Genomic DNA, 17737 nt, shown 5'->3' with positions numbered 1-17737 from the left:
GCGACGGCCTCAGCGCAGCGCGCGGTATCCCGCGACGATGCGCTGCAGCGCACTGACGCCGACGAAGGCCGCCCACACGATCGCGATCTGCCACGCCCAGAACGGCAGGATGAGCCAGAGGGCGTGCACCGCGATCGTTTCGGTGCCCTCGGCGATTCTGCCGAGGAACGACAGAGAGCGCCCATCGTCGATCGTGCGGCCCGACCGCTCGGCGATCGACGAGAACGCCAGGAACGCCGTGCCGTTGATGTAGTAGGCCAGCAGCACGACGAGGAACGGCCACCAGGGTGCCGAGAATTCCGCCGTCGCGCCGATCGCGACACCGAGGACGGTCGCTCCGTAGACGACGAAGTCGGCCGTGATGTCGAGGAACCCGCCGGCGTGGGATGCGGGAGCGGCGCGCCCCGCCGCGACCTCGGCGGCCCGTCGACGGCGGGCGAGCGTGCCGTCGAGCCCGTCCGCGATCCGCGACACGAGCCACAGGGCGAGCGCGACCCACCACAGCTGGAAGGCGGCGGCGACGGCAGACCCGAGACCGAGGACGAGGCCCGTGAGAGTCAGCCCGTCGGGAGTGATCCCGGGCCGGTCGAGGGCCCCTGCGACGGCCTCGAGCGGGCGGGCGAGAACAGCGCGGAGCGACCGGTCAAGCATCCGCGCCTGCTTCGTCGACGCGCTTGCGCCGCTGCAGCACGGCGGCGGCCACGACACCCGCGAGCGCCAGAACTCCGAGCACCGTGAGCGCGATCCAGAAGGGCGGCCCGAACTCGAAACCGAACGCGCCGAGCGCGACGTAGGCGGCAGATCCGGGCAGGATGCCGATCGCCGTCCCGAGCGCGTAGTCGCGCGTGCGCACCGAGGTGAGCCCGGCGCCGTAGTTGATGAGCGTGAACGGGATGACCGGGACGAGCCGGACGCCCAGCACAGCGAGGAAGCCACGACGGGCGAGGAGATCGTCGAGGCGGGCGATGCGCGCGCCCGTGAGGCGCTCGACGGCTTCGCGTCCCAGCAGGCGACCGATGACGAACGACGCGGCCGCGCCGATGAGGGCTCCCACGTAGACGAGCACGAGCGCGATGCCGAAGCCCCACACGACACCCGCGGCAATCCCCAGGAGGTTCTTCGGCACGGGGGTCAGGGTGAGCGCGGCGTACCCGAACAAGAAGAGCACGGCACCGCCCCAGCCGATGTCGGCTGCCCATGCCCTGATCGCGTCGACATCGGACGGCGCGAGAAAAAACCCAACCGCTGCGGCGAGGGCGACGAAAAGAAGGAGAAGGACGAGGCGAGTGATCGCCGAGGTCTTCGTCAGGACCGGTTGCGGGTCCGGGTTGTCAAGCTCCACGGCATCCCCTCCGGTCTCCCATACCCTAGTCCAGCGCGTTCCAGACGGATCGCCTGCCCCAGAGGAGTTCCGTGAGCAGCATCCGCCCCCGACCCCTGCGCGCCCTGTCCGCCGGACTCGCGCTTCCGCTCCTCGTACTGGCCGGGTGCTCCTCGCCCGCAACGAATCCGGTGTCGTACGACAACTGGAACGCCGTCATCGACGACGCGGAGGGACAGACCGTCCAGCTGTGGATGTACGGCGGCGACGATCAGGGGAACGCGTACGTCGACGACGTGCTCGCACCCGCTGTCGCCGAGTTCGGCGTGACACTCGAGCGGGTTCCCGTCACCGACACGCGCGACGCACTCAACCGCGTCTTCACCGAGCTGCAGGCCGGTCGCGCCGACGGCACGGTCGATCTCATCTGGGTCAACGGCGACAACTTCCGGACGGGACGCGAAGCCGACGCGTGGCTCTGCGGATGGACGGACGTCCTCCCCGAGATGGCGAACACCGACTCCGACGATCCGCTCCTCGAATCCGACTTCGGGACGCCCGTGGACGGATGCGAGGCCCCGTGGCACAAGGCGCAGTTCACGCTCGCCTACAACGCCGACGCGATCCCCGACCCCCCAACGACCCTCGAGGGCGTGCTCGAGTGGGCTGAGGAGAACCCGGGCCGCTTCACCTATCCGGCCCCGCCCGACTTCACGGGATCGGTGTTCGTGCGCGAAGTGCTCGCGAGCGTCTCGGGCGGCGCCGACGAGGTGCCCGCGGCCTACTCCGACGACGCCTTCGACGAGCTGACGCCCGCGCTCTACGACCGGCTTGCGGCCCTCGCCCCGAGTCTGTGGCGCGGCGGCGACACGTACCCCGCCAACGAGGCCGAGCTCGGCCAGCTCTTCGCCGATCGGCAGATCGACCTCATGATGACGTACGGTCCCGCGACGCTGACCGACCTCGTCGCCGACGGCACCTACCCGCCCGGGACGACGGTGCTTCCGCTCGAGGACGGCACGGTGGGGAACGCGAGCTTCCTGGGGCTTCCCGCGAACTCCGACGCGGTGGCCGGTGCGATGGTCGTCGCCAATGTTGCCCTCTCCGTCGAGCAGCAGGTCGCGAAGGCCCATCCGGACGTGTGGGGACAGTTCACCGTCCTCGACATCGAGGGACTGGATGCCGAAGATCGCGCGCTCTTCGATGAGTTGCCGCAGTCGCCCGTCGTGCCCGGATACGACGTGCTCTCGCGCAACGCGCACGGCGAGCTGTCGGCGGAATGGGTGCCCGCACTCGACGAGGGCTGGCGCACGAACGTCCTGACGCGATGAGCTTCGCCCCCGTCGCCCGCCGTCCGGGAGACACAGCCGAGCGTCGACGGAGCGTCCTGCTCGTCCTTCCGGCCGTGCTCGTGACGGTGGTCGTCGTGGGCGGTGGACTCGGGGCGGCGGTTCTGCAGTCCGTCGGGCTCCTGCCGGTCGTCGGGCCTGCGACACCGAGCCTCGACGCCTACTCCGCGCATCCCGACGATCTGCTCGCGGCGGTCGGCGTCTCGCTCTGGATCGCGGCGGCGTCGACGCTCATCGCCGTCGTCGTGGGAACGGCTGCCGCGATCGTGATCGTTTCCGGGCGACTCGGGGGGCGGATCGTGGGGGCGATCGGAGCGGTGACCGTGACGGTTCCGCACCTCATCGGGGCCGCGACGATCGGACTCCTGCTCGCGGATGCCGGCGTCCTCCCGCGCCTCCTCGGCATCTCGTCCGAGGCATGGCCCGCGTTGGTGGGCGGCCCGTGGTGGGCGGCGGTCATCGCGGAGTTCGCCTGGAAGGAGTCCGCCTTCGTCGCGCTCGTCGTGACGGGAACGCTCGCGACGCGCGTCGCCACCTACGACGAGACGGCGGCGCTCCTCGGCGCGGGGAGGTGGCGACGGTTCCGGCACGTACTCCTGCCGCTGACGGCTCCCTCGATCGTCATCTCGGGGGCCATCAGCTTCGTCTACGCGCTGGGGTCGTACGAAGTGGCCTGGCTGCTCGGGCGGACGTACCCCGAGCCGCTCCCCGTCCTGGCGGTTCGGCTCTTCCAGGGGGTGTCGCTCGATTCGCGGCCCGAAGCAGCGGCCGTCGCCGTCGTGACATCGGCGATCGCGCTCCTCGTCGTGGGTCTCGCGTTCGCGACGCTTCGACGGACGGCGGCGTGGCGATGACGGGCACGAGCGGCGGAGCCCTGTCGCGATCCCGCGGCGCCGGACGCGTCATGCGCGTCGCGGTGACGCTCCTCCTCGTCGTGTGGTTCGCGCTCCCCTTCCTTCCCCTCGTCCTCTGGTCTTTCGCCGACGCGTGGTCGTTTCCGTCGGCACTTCCGACCGCATGGGGGTGGGATGGCGTCGCGTCGGCGCTCGGGTTCGGGATGCTGCCCGCCTTCGCCCACTCGGCACTTCTCGGTCTCGTCGTCGCACTCATCGCGACACCGCTCGGGGCCCTCGCCGCGCGCGCCTTGACCTACGGGTCGGTCCCCTTCCCGCGCGTCGTCTCCGCGCTCCTGCTCGCTCCGATCGCCCTTCCGCCCTTCGCCGCCGTGCTCGGCGTCAACGTCGTTCTCCTGCGCGCGTACGTGCCGCCCGTCGTCGGGGTCGTCGTCGTCCTCGTCGTTCTCGCGCTGCCCTATACGACGTTCGTCATGCGCACGGCCTACGGCGCCTACGACCTCTCGTACGAGGAGGAAGCCCGGCTGCTCGGCGCGACCCGCCGGCACGTGCTGCGTCGTGTGCAGCTGCCGATGATCGCCCCCGCTCTCGCGCGCGCGGCGTTTCTGGCGTTCCTCGTCGCCTGGAGCGATTACATCGTCACCGTCATCGTCGGGGGCGGTGAGATCGTCACCCTCCCGCTCGTCGTCGCGGGTGCCGCCGCGGGCGTCGGCAACGACGCGGCGGTCGCGGTCATGTCCCTCTCGGCGATCGTGCCCCCGATCCTGCTGCTCGTCGCGACCCTGTCGCTGGGCCGCAGGCCTCCCGTCACGCGTGAGCGTCGCGTCGCGGCATCCCGTCGCCTTTCCCGAGATGGAGTCATCGCGTGAGCGCCGAACTCGCCCTGAACCGCCTGACCAAGAGCTTTCCCGGCGGCGGACCACACGCCCTCGACGACCTGTCGCTGACGGTCGCCGCCGGCACGTGCACCGCCGTCCTCGGCCCCAGCGGATCGGGGAAGAGCACGCTGCTCCGCGTCGTCGCAGGCCTCGAGGACCCCGACGCGGGCGACGTGCGCATCGGCGGCGTCGACGTCGGCGGGATCGTCGCCGAGAGACGCGGCGTCGGCATGGTCTTCCAACGCTCGCTGCTGTTCCCCCACCTCTCGGTGCGGGACAACGTCGCGTTCGCCGACCGCGTCGCAGGGATGCCGAAGGGCGCCGCGCGCGGGCGGGCCGACACCTACCTCGAGATGGTCCAGCTGGGCGGGTTCGGCGACCGCCGCGTGGGTGAGCTCTCGGGCGGGCAGGAGCAGCGCGTCGCGATCGCGCGCGCCCTGGCTGCTGAGCCCGCCGTCCTGCTCCTGGACGAGCCGTTCAGCGCGCTCGATCCCGCGTTGCGCGGCGACATGCACGACCTCCTCGACGCCGTCCGGCGCGCAGTCTCACCGACGATCGTCCTCGTGACGCACGATCGCGATGAGGCGTCGCGGGTCGCTGACCGGATCGCCCTCATGGAGCACGGTGTGCTCCTCCACGAGAGCTCGGTCGCCGATGCGTACCGTCGGCCCCGCACACGGCGCGTCGCTCAGCTCATGGGTGGGCGCAATGAGGTCGCGGGCACGGTGCGCACCGGCATCCATCACAGCGAACTCGGTGCCCTTCCCGTTCCGGACGGGACCGCTCAGGGCGACGGTATCCTCGTCGTCCGCCAGGAGGATCTCTCGCTCGCCGACGCCGATGCGCCCCTCGCGGCCGACGTCGTCAGGGTCGAGGGGGTCGTGGAGGCGGTGTCTTCCGCCGGGGCGCGCACCGACGTCGTGGTGAGCTGCCGCGGCGGCATCCGTCTTCACGCCGAGACGTCGACGACCCTGCCCCGCACGCCCGGAGAGCGCGTCGCCGTCGCGATCCCCCTCGCCGCGGTCCACGTCGTGGCGCGCTGACGCGGAATCCCGCACGCCAACCCGCCGAGAAGACCCCAACCGCTCGTCTCCGCGGCGATTTCGCGCAGTTTGCGTCTTCTCGGCGAGTCGAGGTCGGGGTATCGCGGAGCTCGCGGAGCTCGCGGAGGTCGCGTTCAGGTCGCGGCGGGAGCCTTCGACCCCGTCGAGCGGACAGCCGTCAGCCCCGAAGGACGCGCGACGACCTGCGGCGCGATCCCGTCCCGCGGGGTCGGCAGCGGCAGGATGCGGCGGAGCTCGACGTTCTCGATCGGATCGAGCACCGAGTGCTGCACGCACGCCGGCACGAGCCGGCCGTCCTCGGGATGCGACATCGCGTACATGCACGCACCGAGGCGCTCCTGCGTCTCCTTCAGCAGCGGATCCTCGGCGACGATGCCCTTCTCCATGAGGTCCCACGCGGGTGCGACCTGCTCGGCATCCATGAAGTTATGGATCACGAACGTCTTGAACGAGACCTTGCCACGGCGTGCGGCACGGACGACGCGGCGGAGCCCCCCAGCACGACGCAGCACGCGACTCGCGAGACCGATGAGGGGCGGGATGTCACCGGGGTGCGCCGCGATCGCGCGCAGCACCTTGACGGCGAGGATCCCCTTGGGGACATCGCCGAAGATCATCCCTCCGAAGTGGTCGAGGAAGCGGTCGCGCGCCGCGATGTCCTTCGGGTCGTCGGCATCGAGGAGAGGCGCGAACGTTCCGCCCACCCGCACGCCGACTGTCGAACGGTTGCAGCGCGGGTCGCCGAACTGCGTCGCCTGCCATGGAAGCTTCTGCCCGACGCCCTTTTCGATGCGCTCCCAGACGGCGTCGATCGTCACCTCGCCGAAGTCTTCGCGCCACCGCCGGTCGTCGCCGATGAACGCCGCCGGCTGGAAAGACATCATGTCGAACGGCATCTCCAGGACGTCCCGAGTGACCTGCTCGACCTCGTCGACGTTCGACGGAGTGACCGTCATGTTGTGCGCGAGGTAGCTGTTGACGCCGTGGTCGCGCTTGAGGTCGACGAACATCTGCCCGAACCGCTCGCGGAACGGATTGAGCTCGGCTTCGTTGCGCGGACGGACAGCACCGCGGCGTCCACGCATGAGCGAGTCGAAGTGGGCGGCGAAGGACACTTTGTCGAAGCGCGGACGACCGTCGGCGTCGAGAACCGTGTCGAGCAGGTAGTCGTAGTCGAAATCGCCGTGGGTCATCGACATCGGCTCGCGGCCGACGGCGCGCATCGCGAGGAGCGCCTGCGCGTGGTCCTCGGCGGAGAGGAGACTCACTTCACCGCCGATGAGCTGCGCGTGTGCGCGGGGCCCGCGGATCTCGCGCAGGAGCGCCATCTGCGTCTTGACGTTGTCGACCGTGTGGTCGCCGTCGATGCGCACTTTGTTGGCGTCGGCCGAGTGGTAGCAGGGCGAGCAGGTGAGGTTGCACTTGGGGAAGACGCCGTGCGTCCCCTCGCATCCGACGGCGCAGCGTCCCAGCAGCTGGTTCGGGGTCTTCGCGTGCTCGGGGAGCTCCGCCCACCGCCGGTCCAGCGCCCGCCTCGTGTCGGGATGGATAGGTCGGGTGTCCAATTCGAACCGCCGCAGTGTGGTCGCGATGCCCATCGTGCCCTCTCGTCGCCGTGGCCGCGCGCGGCGCGCGAGCTCTCACGTCTCGTTCGTCAGGCTCGCGCCATCGGATTGGATCGTTCGTCGATCAAAACCGATGGCGTCGCCGCCTGCAACCGCTTGCGGCACCCCGCACGCCCCATGTAAACCCCCCGCGCACCGCCCATAGCCCATCTCCTATCGCCGATCGCCCCTCGCCCATCGCCCCTCGCCCATCGCCGAGAAGACCCGAACTGTCCCGTCTTGGGCCAGCAACGCGCAGTTCGCGTCTTCTCGGCAACCCGCAGCGTCAACCCGCAGCGGCCGCCCACCCCGGCACCCATCCGCCGAGAAGACCTGAACTGCACGATTTCCGGCCGGTTGCCAGCAGTTCGCGTCTTCTCGGCAACCCGCAGGAGCCACTCAGCCCGCACGCCGATCCGAGGGGGCGTGCGCCCGGGGATGGCGGGTCCGGATGCCGCAGCCCGGGGCCGTGGTCAGCGGCGGGCGCCGAATTGGCGGGCGGCGGCGATCTGCTCCGCGACGCGACGGAGGGCGAGGATGAGGGGCTCGACGAGCACCGTGCCGAGCACGACGTAGCGCACCGACTCCTCCGGCGAGTCGATGGGTGTGGCGGCGAGCTCCGCATCCGCCATCGACGTGAGCCCCCTGAGGTAGGCCGTCATGACGTCGGGAGGAACGACGAAGCCGGCCCGCTCGAGTGTCGCCAGCGCGTGGGCGACCGCCGCGACTTGCTCGGGAAAGCACGCATCGGCATCGCCGCCCATCCTGTCGATGAGAGCGCTCGCCGCGCCGAGGTCGATGTCGTCGGGCGCCTCCGGCGTGACGGCGCCGTTCGCGGCACCCAGGATCTCGTACGGATCGTCGGGCGGATCGTCGAGGACGGCGATCACCTTGCGCACCCCGGCGATCCCGACCCCGGAGTCGACGAGAGCTCGGATCACCCCGAGCCTCGCGACGTGGGCGTCACCGTACGTCGCCTGCGTCGCCGAGGAACGCCGCCCCTCGGGAAGGAGTCTCTCGCGCAGGTAGTACTTGATGGTCGCCACCGGCACACTGCTCGCGGCCGACAGTTCCGAAATCCGCATCCACTCACCTCTTGACTCGATAGTGATACTATCCAACACTAGATAGCAGCACTATCCATCAAGGAGCGAGGCGATGTCCACGATCGACCCGGGGCGCATGACCCACAAGTACGACGGAGAACTCGTCGTCTTCCACATCGGAATGACGATCAACAAGTGGTGGCGGCCCGATCTGTGGGGTCCCGCCTTCATGGCGATGCCCCGGATGCTGCGCGAGCTCAGCACTGATCCCGACTCGGGTCTCCTCGGGCACGCTCTTCTCGTCGGGGCCCGCGGACCCTACGTCGTGCAGTACTGGTCGTCGGTCGAGAAGCTCTACGCGTATGCCTCCTCTCCCACGCAGGAACACCGGCCGGCGTGGACCCGCTTCAACAAGGCCGCCCGCAAAGCGCCCGGCGCCGTCGGCGTCTGGCACGAGACGTTCCTCGTCGACACCGCCGAGTCGATGTATGTCGGGACGCCGTCCATGGGCCTCTCCCTCGCGACCGAGCGGGTGGACGTTCCTCGCCGGCACGACCGCGCACGGGCGCGATTCGCCGACGGCCGGACGGCAGCGTCAGCGGGCTGACGTACGGCTGCTCGTTACAGGTGATGGCGCCCCGGTGAGTCACGGAACCGCTGAGCGACGATCTCCGCCAAGCGCGAGTCTGGCGCGAGCGGCATCGTCGCCACATCGGCACCGCTGCGTGCGATGAGGTCGGCGAAGTAGCCCGGGGCCAGGACGTAGCTGGCAACGACGACGCGAGACGCTCCCCGCGAACGCGCTTCACTGACCGCCGTGCCGATGTCGGGCCCCGCACCGGCGGCGAAACCCACCGTGACGGGCCGATCGAGGCGTCGTGCGAGATCCGCGGCCGTCGCGCGCGTATCGACAGCCGCCTCGGGATCGCTCGACCCCGCGGCGGCCAGTACGACGGCATCCGTCTGCACGAGACCGACGTCCCGCAGTCGATCACACAGGATGTCCGTCAGCAGAGGATGCGGACCGAGACCCCGCGTCGCCGCGGCCCGCCCCGGATGCGCACCGACAGCCCGAGCGATGTCGACCTTCGTGTGATACCCGGTGGAGAGCAGCAGCGGCACCACGACAGCCGTCCCCGAGGCGAGCGCAGCATCGACGACCTCGGCGACGTGGGGATCCTGCACGTCGACGAACGCCTCGCGCACTCGCACGTCGGGAAGGAGGGCGGCCACTCCCTCCACGAGCGTCGTCACCGCGAGGCGACCCGCCGAGGAGTTCGTGCCGTGGGAGCAGGCGACAAGCGTCGTGCTCACGACTCCTGCTCCGTCGCGTCGAGCCCCGATTCGACGACATCGAGTCGGTACCCGCGTTTGACGACCGTGCGGATCAGCCGCGGGTCACCGAGCGCCTCCCTCAATCGTCCGACGGCGACATCGACGGCGTGGGCATTTTCGATCGACCGCGGAAGGACGGACTGCAGCTCCGGGCGCGAGACGACGCCCCCTGCCGCGTCGAACAGTGCACGGAGCACCGCGTTCCCCGACGGAGACAGGGGAACGATCGACCCGTTGAGCAGCGCGCCCGTGCTGCGCAGCTCGAGGCGGCCCGACCCGGTCTGCAGGGATGGCGCGTGACCTCCTCCGAAGTGGGTCACGACGCCGCGCACGAGGGACCCGAGTCGCCCGCGCTCGGCGACGAGAACCTTCGCTCCTACTTCGGCAAGCGGTGCGGCGGTGATGGGCCCGACGGCCGCGAGCAAGAGCCGCCGCATCGACGACAGCTCGACGATCCGCTCGCGAACGCCGCACTCTTCCGCTGCAGCCAGCCATCCCGCAGCTCCCGGAGCGGACGTGAACAGCACGGCATCCACCTCCCCGTGCGCCGTCGCGATGACCGAACGGGAGACGAGCGCCGGGTCGGGCGGCGGCCCCCACCGGTAGACCGTGAGGCTCACCACGTCAGCGCCTGCGGCCGCGAAGAGGTCGTCCAGGCCGTCCGCCCCAGAACCGTGATGTTGTACCGCGACGCGCCGCCCGGCCAGTCCCTCCGCGAGGAGGAATTCACCGAGCTCGGCTGAGGTCTCCGACTCCGCCACCCAGTCGGCTGAGAGACCCGCCTGCTGGATCGCGCCCCGCGCCTTCGGACCGCGCGCCACGATCTGAGCGCCCGCGAGCGCAGCGTACAGCTCGTCGAGCATCCCTGCTTCTTCGGCCGTCTCCATCCACCCGCGAAATCCCACCCCTGTCGTAGCGACGACGACGTCCGGACGGGTCTGGATGAGGGCGCGCGTCGCCGAGATGAGCGCTTCGTCATCGATGTGGGGGACGATCGTGAGTGCCGGCGCGTGGCGCACGAGCGCTCCATGCCTCTCGAGCGCGGCAGCGAGCTCGGACGACCGTCTATCGACAGCGATGACGATCGACGTACCGGCGAGTGCGGCCGAGAGTGCGGGGCGGGTCGGGTCGGTCAAAGAGCGGGATCACCTGCCATTTCGGGAACGGACATCAGGAGATCGGCTCGGGTGACATCGCCGATCACAATGACGGCAGGATTGCGCACGTCTGCCCTCGCCGCATCCTCCACGACCCTGGCGAGCGTCGACCGCGTCGTGCGCTGCGTCGGAGTGTGTCCGCGTTCGATGATGGCCATCGGCCGATCGGCGCACACGCCCGCGGTGCGCGCGGCCTCGACAAGCCGAGGGAGCGCCGCGACACCCATGAGCACGACGGTGGTGACGGAGTCGTCCGCAAGTGCTGCGAGCGTCGACGCCGTGATCTCGGCCTGACCGTTGACGACATGGACTCCCGCCGAGACACCACGGTGAGTCACGGGGATGCCCGCTGCCTGCGGCACCGAAACGACGCTCGTGAGGCCTGGCACGACCTCGACGGCGACGCCTGCCGCGAGGCACGCGGCAACCTCTTCACCGCCACGCCCGTACACGAAGGGATCGCCGCCCTTCAGCCGAACGACACGCTTGCCCTCCAGCGCGAGCTCGACGATGAGCGCGTTGATCTGGTCCTGCGTCATCTGATGGTGCCCGGGACGCTTGCCGACGTCGATGACCTCGACGCCGTCTTCCAGTTCGGTCAGCACATCGGTCGGGCCGAGCCGGTCGGCGACGACGACGTCGGCTTCAGCGAGCAGCCTGCGCCCACGAACCGTCATGAGGTCGATGGGACCCGGACCGCCGCCGACGAGATCGACGCGCCCAGAGCCCTGTCGGCGACGACGTCGGAGGGGCAGCGAACCGTCGCGCAGACGGGCAGCGACGGCATCCCGCACGCGAGCTGCCCGCCCCGGGTCGACACCGGTGTCCGACACGACGCCGACGACGACATCACCGGCGCGGCTCTCGGCCGCGAGGCGCGCGCTGCCGTGGGCACCGTCGGACGCGTTGACGCACAGGATGCGGCGACGCTCGCACCAGCCCGCGACCGCGGCATCCACACGCGCGTCACCGGTCGCGGTGTGAGTGAGCCACGCCTCGTCGAGGTCGGACTCGCGCACCCTTCGCGGGTACCAGTCCACGCCGTGAGCCTCGACGAGTTCACGCATACCGTCGATGAGTTCCGGCGCCACGACCACGACGTCGGCGCCGTCAGCGAGAAAGCGGGCGAGGCGCCGCGCGGAGACGGCTCCGCCTCCGACCATGACCACGCGACGTCCCGTCAGCGAGACCCCGAGCATCGTCGTCATCGCGCTCCCTCCATCCGGATCAGCACGTGCCCGTCATCGACGGCGGCGGGCCACACCTGCAGCATCTGCGGGTCCTTGCCTCGCGGATCGATGCACACTCCCGTGCGCAAGTCGAACACCTGCTTGTACATGGGGGATGCCACGGTCGGAACGTCCTGCCTCGTACCGACGATGCCGCGCGAGATGACGTGCGCACCGCTGTAGGGATCGAGGTTCGACACCGCGTGCACTCGACCCGAGTGCAGAAGGAAGAGCGCGATCTGCACGTCGCCGACGAGAGCTGCACGACCTCGCTCGGTTTCGAGATCGGCGACAGCGCACACGCGCACCCATGCGCTGTGCGCCGTCCTCGCCTCCGCGGGCTGCTGCTGCACGAGAGTCACCGGCGCACCTCCAGGGTCGTGCCGGCGATGAGCACCCGAGGATCGGCACGCTCCGCCTCAGTGGCAGGCCGCGGCTGACCCCGCTCCGCCGTGTAGGCGAGGGCCGGATCCGGCGTCGTCGGGGCGTTGACGAACGACGCGAATCGACGGAGCTTCTCGGGATCGTCGAGCGTGGCCTTCCACTCATCCTCGTAGCCCTCGACGTGGCGAGCCATCGCCGCGTCGAGATCGCCGCAGATCCCGAGGCTGTCGTCGAAGATGACCTCCCGAAGACCATCGATGCCACCTTCGAGATCGGCGAACCACGGCGCGGTGCGCTGCAACCGATCGGCCGTGAACACGTAGTACATCAGGAAGCGATCGATCGCCGTGAGCAGTGCGTCGTCACTGAGCCCTTCGGCCAGCAGCACGGCGTGACGGGGAGTGAAGCCGCCGTTGCCGCCGACGTACATGTTCCAGCCTGCGTCGGTCGCGATGACGCCGACGTCCTTGCCTCGCGCCTCGGCGCACTCACGAGCACAGCCGGAAACGCCGAGCTTGATCTTGTGCGGCGACCGCAGACCGCGGTAGCGCAGTTCGAGGGCGACGGCCATACCCACCGCGTCCTGCACCCCGTATCGGCACCACGTCGATCCCACACACGACTTGACCGTGCGCAGAGATTTGCCGTAGGCGTGCCCGGATTCGAAGCCCGCGTCGACGAGGCGGCGCCAGATGTCGGGAAGCTGCTCGAGCCGCGCGCCGAACATGTCGATGCGCTGGCCGCCCGTGATCTTCGTGTAGAGGCCGAAGTCGCGGGCGACCTCGGCGATGACGAGGAGCCCGTCCGGCGTGATCTCGCCGCCGGGGATGCGCGGGACGACGGAGTAGCTGCCATCCTTCTGCAGGTTCGCCATGACGTGATCATTCGTGTCCTGGAGCCCTGCATTCTCCCCGTCGAGCACGTGCTTTCCCGTGAGTGTCGACAGGATGCTGGCGAGCACCGGCTTGCAGATGTCGCAGCCCCGCCCGCTGCCGAAGCGGTCGATGACGGCGCTGAAGGTCACCAGCCCCGAGACCCGCACAGCGTCGAAGAGCTGGCGACGAGACATGTCGAAGTGCTCGCACAGCGCCGTGCTCACGACGGCGCCGGTCTTCATCAGCTCGCTGTCGACGATCTTCTTGATCGTCGACACGCAGGAGCCGCACGCCGCCCCGGCTGTCGTGCACGCTGCGACTGCTGTCGTGTCGGTGCATCCGTGGTCGCGCACGGCACAACGGATGGCACCGGCCGTCACGCTGTTGCACGAGCAGACGAGCGCTTCGTCCGGCAGTTCACCGCGGGACGAGGCGTTGTCGCCTTCCGGGAGGAGGTAGGCGACGGGATCGCCGCCCAGAGCGCTGCCGACGAGGGGTCTCAGCGAGCCGTACGCCGACGCATCGCCCACGAGGATGCCACCCAGAAGCGTCTTGGCGTCGTCCGAGACGACGAGCTTCTTGTAGACACCGGCCACCGGGTCCGCGTAGACGACGTCCAACGCACCGGGGGTCTGCGCGAACGCATCTCCGAAGCTCGCGACGTCGACCCCCGAGAGCTTCAGCTTCGTCGACAGGTCATACCCCGCGAACTCCGCCTCGCCGCCGAGGATGCGCGTCGCGGCGACCTCGGCCATCGCATACCCCGGTGCGACGAGGCCGACACTGGCTCCCGCGTAGCTCGCGACCTCCCCGATCGCGAAGATGTGCGCGTCAGATGTGGCGGTCCCGGCGTCGATGACGACCCCTCCCCGAGCGTCGACTCCGAGGCCGGCTGACCGCGCGAGCTCGTCGCGAGGACGCACCCCGACGGTGAAGACGACGACGTCGACGCTTTCATAGCTCCCGTCGCGGAACTCGAGTCCCGCGACCTGGCCGGTACGGTCGGGGTCGAGGCGCGTCGTGACGCAGTCCGTCCGCACCCTGATGCCATGGCTCTCGATGAGTCGGCGAAGAGCATCGCCTGCGGGACGATCCAGTTGAGCCGACATGAGACGATCCGAGGACTGCACCACGGTGCACCCCACGTCGAGGACCTGCAGCGCGCCGGCCGCTTCGAGTCCCAGCAGTCCCCCGCCGATGACGGCACCCACGAGTGGCCGTCCGAGCTCTGCGGCGCGTCTGCGGACGAACTGCGCGAGGTGCTCGACATCGTCGAGTGTGCGGTAGACGAAGCATCCGGGAAGGTCGTGCCCGTCGATGGCCGGTCGAGCCGCGTACGAGCCGGTGGCGAGCACGAGATGGTCGTAAGCGACGGATCGTCCCGAGCGCGTGGTCACCCGCCGAGCGGCGCGGTCGATCGATGCGACGGCATCGCCCCGCAGAAATCGCACGCGATCGTCCTCGAGCCAGGAGGTCGCGAGCGTGAGGTCGTCGGCGGAGGCGCCGGCGAAGAAGGAGGTCAGTCCCACGCGGTCATACGGGTGCCTCGCCTCTTCGCCGATCACCGTGATCCGCCATGAGGCATCCGCTCGACTCAGGAGACTCTCGACGAACCTGTGCGCGACCATCCCCGCTCCTACCACGACGACGTCGCGGACGTCGGTGCCGATGGAGCTCACGGTTTCACGGTAGGTGCGCGGTGTTGCCGCGTCGTCAGCGCCGTGTTTCGATCTGCGAACAACGGAACCCATCGGAGTGTCCTTCAGACGCCGACGGGGGCGTCGACGAGGGGGGCCGCGGGTGCACTGTCCGTCGTGGCGGGAGCCGCCTGGCCCGCACCACCGGTCGCCGTCACTGCCGGGGTGCCCGACCGCCGACTCCGCCGCGGCGCGCGGGGCGACGTGGACCGGCCGTAGGTGAAGTACAGCGGCAGTCCGACGAAGAGCAGCCCGCCGACGAGGTTGCCCACGACCGTCGGAATCTCGTTCCAGATGAGATAGTCCATGATCGTGAAGTCGCCCCCGAGGAGCAGCCCGGAGGGGAAGAGGAACATGTTGACGATCGAGTGTTCGAAGCCCATGAAGAAGAAGAGCATGATGGGCATCCACATCGCGATGATCTTGCCGGGCACGCTCTTCGACACCATCGAGAGCACGACGCCGGTCGCGACCATCCAGTTGCACAGCACGCCGCGGATGAAGAGCGTGAGCATGCCTGCCAACCCGTGCTCGGCATAGCCGACCGTGCGTCCTTCGCCGATGTGGCCGATCGCTTCGCCGACCTCGTTCGGCGGCACGGAGAAGCCGTAGGTCACGACGACCGCCATGAGGATAGCGACGGTGAATGCCCCGATGAAGTTGCCGACGAAGACCAGTCCCCAATTGCGCAGGATTCCGCCGACCGTCACTCCCGGTCGTCTGTCGAGCCACGCGAGCGGCGTCAGCACGAAGACACCGGTGAGCAGATCGAAGCCGAGGAGATACAGCATGATGAATCCGATCGGAAACAGCAGTGCACCCAAGAGCGGCACGCCGGTCGTCACCGAAACGGTCACCGCGAAGGCCGCCGCGAGCGACAGGAGCGCGCCGCCCATGATGGCGCGGATCAGCGTGTCCCGTGTGGAGAGCAGGACTTTCGACGCTCCCGCGTCGACGACGGTTCCGATCAGTTCAGCTGGCTTGACGTACGACATCGTGTTCCTCCGAGCGGCGGGGCGGGATGGAGCTTCCGGTTCGTGGTGCGTGCCTCGACGCTAGAGCCGTGGTGTTTCCCCGGAACGACCGCCATGAACGCGTTGCGTTACCTCCTCCTCTCACCGCGTGGAGGACCGTTGTGAGAACTTCGCGCCGGACTGCTGACTCCGTCGCGACGACGCTCGTCAGACGGCGGCGGGGGCGCGTCCGATCTGCAGAACCTGCGCGGGTGGCGCGCAGCATGCTCCGCCCGCGCCGTCGAAAGACCCGGCGCCGTCGAACGCCCCCGCGCCTCCGCAGACGCCGGTCTCCGGCAGGACGAGCTCGACGCGTCGCGCGGCGGCGTGATCGCCCGCCAGCTCGGCGACGACGCTCCGGACCTGCTCGTAGCCCGTCAGCGCGAGGAAGGTCGGGGCGCGGCCGTACGACTTCGCGCCCACGATGTAGAAGTCCGGTTCGGGATGCGTGAGGTCGGCGGCTCCCGTCGCGGCGACCGTGCCGCACGAGTGCACGTTCGGATCGACTTCGGAGGCGATGCGGGTCGGCGCCTGCAGCGTCGGATCGAGCTCGAGGCGCATCTCCGACAGGAACGACAGGTCGGGACGGAACCCCGTCAGCACGACGACGCGGTCCGCCTCGAGCGTGCGGCTGTCCTCGGCGACGAGCGTGACACCGTCGGAGCGACGCGCGACCCGCTCGACCCGGAACCCCGTTTCGAGCGCGACGAGACCGGCATCAACGAGCGCCTTCACCTTCGTGCCCAGCGCGCCGCGGGCGGGCAACTCGTCGGCCTCACCGCCGCCGAAGGCGTTGTCGGCCGTCGCCCGGCGCAGGCACCACGTCACCGTCGTGGCGGGATCGCGCCGTGCCATCCTCGCCAAAGTCATGACGGCGGTGATGGCGGAGTGGCCGGATCCGATCACGACCGTGTGCTTTCCCTCGTAGGCCTCCCGCTCACGGGCATCCGGAATGCGGTAGGTGAGGAGATCAGCGGATGCTCGCTCCCCCAGCGCCGGCATGCCGTCGGCGCCTGCGGGGTTGGGCGACGCCCAGGTGCCGGATGCATCGATGACCGCGCGAGCGTGTACGCGATACTCGTCGCCGTCCGCCGACTCGACGTGCACCGTGAACGGCTGCGTGCCGCGGTCGGCGTCGATCGTCCGGTCTCGTCCGAGCCGCGATACGCCGACGACCCGCGCTCCGTACCGGATGCGATCACCGAGCACGTCCGCGAGCGGGGCGAGGTAGCGCGAGATCCACTGCGCGCCCGTGGGGTATCCCTCGGTCGGTGCCGTCCAGCCCGTGGGCTGCAGGAGCCGAGCGGATGCCGCATCGATCAGCTCCGACCATCCGGAGAAGAGTCGCACGTGACTCCACTCCGCGACAGCCGCCGCCGGACCGTCCCCGGCCTCGAGCACGACGATGGGGACGCCGCGTTCGACGAGGTGCGCCGCGGCGGCGAGACCCTGCGGGCCTGCTCCGATGACGACGACGGGCAACGTGCTCTCCATGCGGCTCTCCCTACAGATCGACAAAGCTCGATGCATCGACCTTGTTCGATCTATCGACGAATGTCAATACGACGTGCAAGAATCGTCGCATGCCCGTTCCGCTCCCTCTGCTCACCACGGAAGACTCGGGATGCTGCACGCCGGTCACCGACGGAGTCCTCACGCCCGGCGAGGCGGAGCGCATCGCGCACACGTTCAAGGCGCTCGGCGACCCGACCCGCGTGCGGCTCCTCTCACTCATCGCCGCCTCCGAAGGTGGAGAAGCGTGCATCTGCGACCTCACCGACCCCGTCGGACTCTCCCAGCCGACGGTGTCGCACCACATGAAGCTCCTCGTCGAGGCGGGCTTGGCGACACGCGAGCAGCGCGGCCGCTGGGCGTACTACCGGGTCGTGAGCGACGCCCTCGAGCAGGCATCCCGAGCCCTCCGGCAATGA

General features: G+C 69.7%; 17 protein-coding genes. 6 read left to right on the top strand and 11 right to left on the bottom strand.

The window, feature by feature from the left end; translation table 11 throughout:
• Positions 1–9: 9 nt before the first annotated feature.
• Both FBY39_RS06870 and FBY39_RS06865 read right to left on the bottom strand, forming a co-directional pair.
• Complete coding sequence (locus FBY39_RS06870; RefSeq protein WP_141931333.1) at positions 10–651, bottom strand: CDP-alcohol phosphatidyltransferase family protein; 642 nt, start codon at positions 649–651, stop codon at positions 10–12.
• Positions 644–1342, bottom strand: a complete 699-nt coding sequence (locus tag FBY39_RS06865) for a TVP38/TMEM64 family protein (RefSeq protein WP_160133015.1) — start codon at positions 1340–1342, stop codon at positions 644–646. The genes FBY39_RS06870 and FBY39_RS06865 overlap by 8 nt, the downstream gene beginning before the upstream one ends.
• A 71-nt stretch (positions 1343–1413) precedes the next feature.
• Here FBY39_RS06865 and FBY39_RS06860 point away from each other — a divergent pair, with 71 nt between their 5' ends.
• From FBY39_RS06860 to FBY39_RS06845, 4 genes are read left to right on the top strand one after another with little or no spacing between them, the layout of a single operon-like run.
• Positions 1414–2652 (top strand): ABC transporter substrate-binding protein, encoded by a 1239-nt coding sequence (locus tag FBY39_RS06860; RefSeq protein WP_222115669.1) that lies wholly within the window; start codon positions 1414–1416, stop codon positions 2650–2652.
• A complete protein-coding gene (locus FBY39_RS06855) occupies positions 2649–3524 on the top strand; it encodes an ABC transporter permease (protein ID WP_141931330.1) in 876 nt (291 codons plus the stop codon). The genes FBY39_RS06860 and FBY39_RS06855 overlap by 4 nt, the downstream gene beginning before the upstream one ends.
• Entirely contained in the window at positions 3521–4393 is an 873-nt protein-coding gene (locus FBY39_RS06850; protein WP_141933971.1) for an ABC transporter permease, read from the top strand. The genes FBY39_RS06855 and FBY39_RS06850 overlap by 4 nt, the downstream gene beginning before the upstream one ends.
• On the top strand, positions 4390–5445 hold the full coding sequence (locus tag FBY39_RS06845) for an ABC transporter ATP-binding protein (protein ID WP_141931329.1): 1056 nt from the start codon (positions 4390–4392) through the stop codon (positions 5443–5445). Before FBY39_RS06850 ends, FBY39_RS06845 begins: the two co-directional genes overlap by 4 nt.
• A gap of 134 nt (positions 5446–5579) precedes the next feature.
• Here the strand turns inward: FBY39_RS06845 and FBY39_RS06840 are convergent, their stop codons facing one another.
• Both FBY39_RS06840 and FBY39_RS06835 read right to left on the bottom strand, forming a co-directional pair.
• On the bottom strand, positions 5580–7064 hold the full coding sequence (locus FBY39_RS06840) for a radical SAM domain-containing protein (protein WP_186336930.1): 1485 nt from the start codon (positions 7062–7064) through the stop codon (positions 5580–5582).
• Positions 7065–7543: 479 nt separating this feature from the next.
• Complete coding sequence (locus FBY39_RS06835) at positions 7544–8155, bottom strand: MerR family transcriptional regulator (RefSeq protein ID WP_141931328.1); 612 nt, start codon at positions 8153–8155, stop codon at positions 7544–7546.
• A gap of 73 nt (positions 8156–8228) precedes the next feature.
• Between FBY39_RS06835 and FBY39_RS06830 the strand changes: the two genes are divergently transcribed.
• Positions 8229–8723: a DUF4188 domain-containing protein gene (locus tag FBY39_RS06830; RefSeq protein WP_141931326.1), complete on the top strand. Its 495-nt coding sequence runs from the start codon at positions 8229–8231 to the stop codon at positions 8721–8723.
• A 14-nt stretch (positions 8724–8737) separates the two neighbouring features.
• On the opposite strand, the gene FBY39_RS06825 is transcribed toward FBY39_RS06830, so the two are convergent.
• From FBY39_RS06825 to FBY39_RS06795, 7 genes are all read right to left on the bottom strand, one after another.
• Complete coding sequence (locus FBY39_RS06825; RefSeq protein ID WP_141931324.1) at positions 8738–9430, bottom strand: sirohydrochlorin chelatase; 693 nt, start codon at positions 9428–9430, stop codon at positions 8738–8740.
• The gene (locus FBY39_RS06820) at positions 9427–10587 is read right to left on the bottom strand and encodes a uroporphyrinogen-III synthase (protein ID WP_141931322.1); all 1161 of its coding nucleotides are present in this window, start codon (positions 10585–10587) and stop codon (positions 9427–9429) included. The genes FBY39_RS06825 and FBY39_RS06820 overlap by 4 nt, the downstream gene beginning before the upstream one ends.
• Positions 10584–11816: a uroporphyrinogen-III C-methyltransferase gene (gene cobA, locus FBY39_RS06815; RefSeq protein WP_141931320.1), complete on the bottom strand. Its 1233-nt coding sequence runs from the start codon at positions 11814–11816 to the stop codon at positions 10584–10586. Before cobA ends, FBY39_RS06820 begins: the two co-directional genes overlap by 4 nt.
• Positions 11813–12199, bottom strand: coding sequence for a nitrite reductase small subunit NirD (gene nirD, locus FBY39_RS06810; RefSeq protein WP_260837472.1), 387 nt, complete (start codon positions 12197–12199; stop codon positions 11813–11815). The genes cobA and nirD overlap by 4 nt, the downstream gene beginning before the upstream one ends.
• Positions 12196–14847, bottom strand: a complete 2652-nt coding sequence (nirB, locus tag FBY39_RS06805; RefSeq protein WP_141931319.1) for a nitrite reductase large subunit NirB — start codon at positions 14845–14847, stop codon at positions 12196–12198. Before nirB ends, nirD begins: the two co-directional genes overlap by 4 nt.
• Before the next feature lie 11 nt (positions 14848–14858).
• Entirely contained in the window at positions 14859–15788 is a 930-nt protein-coding gene (locus FBY39_RS06800; protein ID WP_141931316.1) for a formate/nitrite transporter family protein, read from the bottom strand.
• 186 nt (positions 15789–15974) lie between these two features.
• Entirely contained in the window at positions 15975–17300 is a 1326-nt protein-coding gene (locus FBY39_RS06795) for an FAD-dependent oxidoreductase (protein ID WP_141931315.1), read from the bottom strand.
• Positions 17301–17389: 89 nt separating this feature from the next.
• Here FBY39_RS06795 and FBY39_RS06790 point away from each other — a divergent pair, with 89 nt between their 5' ends.
• A complete protein-coding gene (locus FBY39_RS06790) occupies positions 17390–17737 on the top strand; it encodes a helix-turn-helix transcriptional regulator (protein WP_141931313.1) in 348 nt (115 codons plus the stop codon).

Origin of the sequence: Microbacterium sp. SLBN-146 (assembly GCF_006715145.1) — a bacterium.
GTDB lineage: Bacteria > Actinomycetota > Actinomycetes > Actinomycetales > Microbacteriaceae > Microbacterium.
The sequence above is the reverse complement of the archived record's forward strand: the minus strand, read 5'-3'. Positions and strand labels throughout refer to the sequence as shown.

What these genes read in the sequence shown, in the direction of transcription:
- FBY39_RS06870 (WP_141931333.1), bottom strand. Translation starts at nt 651, where the DNA reads ATGCTTGACCGGTCGCTCCGCGCTGTTCTCGCCCGCCCGCTCGAGGCC.
- FBY39_RS06855 (WP_141931330.1), top strand. Translation starts at nt 2,649, where the DNA reads ATGAGCTTCGCCCCCGTCGCCCGCCGTCCGGGAGACACAGCCGAGCGT.
- FBY39_RS06850 (WP_141933971.1), top strand. Translation starts at nt 3,521, where the DNA reads ATGACGGGCACGAGCGGCGGAGCCCTGTCGCGATCCCGCGGCGCCGGA.
- FBY39_RS06840 (WP_186336930.1), bottom strand. Translation starts at nt 7,064, where the DNA reads ATGGGCATCGCGACCACACTGCGGCGGTTCGAATTGGACACCCGACCT.
- FBY39_RS06835 (WP_141931328.1), bottom strand. Translation starts at nt 8,155, where the DNA reads ATGCGGATTTCGGAACTGTCGGCCGCGAGCAGTGTGCCGGTGGCGACC.
- FBY39_RS06830 (WP_141931326.1), top strand. Translation starts at nt 8,229, where the DNA reads ATGTCCACGATCGACCCGGGGCGCATGACCCACAAGTACGACGGAGAA.
- cobA (WP_141931320.1), bottom strand. Translation starts at nt 11,816, where the DNA reads ATGACGACGATGCTCGGGGTCTCGCTGACGGGACGTCGCGTGGTCATG.
- nirB (WP_141931319.1), bottom strand. Translation starts at nt 14,847, where the DNA reads ATGGGTTCCGTTGTTCGCAGATCGAAACACGGCGCTGACGACGCGGCA.
- FBY39_RS06800 (WP_141931316.1), bottom strand. Translation starts at nt 15,788, where the DNA reads ATGTCGTACGTCAAGCCAGCTGAACTGATCGGAACCGTCGTCGACGCG.
- FBY39_RS06795 (WP_141931315.1), bottom strand. Translation starts at nt 17,300, where the DNA reads ATGGAGAGCACGTTGCCCGTCGTCGTCATCGGAGCAGGCCCGCAGGGT.
- FBY39_RS06790 (WP_141931313.1), top strand. Translation starts at nt 17,390, where the DNA reads ATGCCCGTTCCGCTCCCTCTGCTCACCACGGAAGACTCGGGATGCTGC.